The 815-nt window shown below is 68.8% G+C and carries 1 protein-coding gene; it reads right to left on the bottom strand.

The genetic code is table 11. The features are described 5' to 3' along the window. Window positions 1-809, bottom strand: an 809-nt coding sequence (locus ACLIYP_RS30650; RefSeq protein ID WP_412716329.1) for an AMP-binding protein, incomplete at its 3' end; no start/stop codon positions are given. Between the last annotated feature and the right edge of the window lie 6 nt (window positions 810-815).

Genomic DNA, 815 nt, shown 5'->3' on the forward strand with positions numbered 1-815 from the left:
AGGGCGGTTTCGATTTCGCCGAGTTCGATGCGGTGGCCGTTGATCTTGATTTGGTGGTCGGTGCGGCCGAGGAATTCGAGGGTGCCGTCGGGCCAGTAGCGTCCGAGGTCTCCGGTGCGGTACCAGCGGGTGTTGTGGGTGCGGGGGAATTTGCGGTCGGTGGTGTGGGGGTCGTTGTGGTAGCCGAGGGCGAGGCTGTGGCCGCCGATCCAGAGTTCGCCGGGGACCCAGTCGGGTGCGTCGTGTCCGTGGTGGTTGACGACGCGGTAGTGCTGGTTGCGCAGGGGGCGGCCGTAGGGGATGGAGGTCCAGTGCGGGGGGACGGTGGTGATGTGGTGGTGGTTGGACCAGATGCCGGCTTCGGTGGCGCCGCCGAGGGCGATGAGGGTGCAGTGGGGGAGGTGGTGGGTGAGGCGGGGGTGGAGGTCGAGGGGGATCCAGTCGCCGGAGACGAGGGCGAGGCGGAGGGTGTGGGGCAGGGGGCGGTGGTCGGTGGTGGTGGTCAGGAGCATGTCCAGCAGGGCTGGGACGGTGTTCCAGATGGTGGGGTGGTGGGTGTGGGTGAGGTGGTGCCAGTGGTCGGGGTCGGTGCGGTGGTCGTGGTGGGGGAGGATGAGGGTGCCGCCGGCGGTGAGCAGGCCGAAGGTGTCGTAGACGGAGAGGTCGAAGTCCAGGGCGGACAGGGCCAGGACGCGGTCGTCGGCGGTGATGTGGCAGCGGTCGTTGAGGTCGGTGATGGTGTTCATGGCGGCGCGGTGGGAGACGGCCACGCCCTTGGGTTCGCCGGTGGACCCCGACGTGAAGATCACATAGGC

The organism is Streptomyces nanhaiensis (assembly GCF_046614825.1).
Classification (GTDB): Bacteria; Actinomycetota; Actinomycetes; order Streptomycetales; family Streptomycetaceae; genus Streptomyces; species Streptomyces radiopugnans.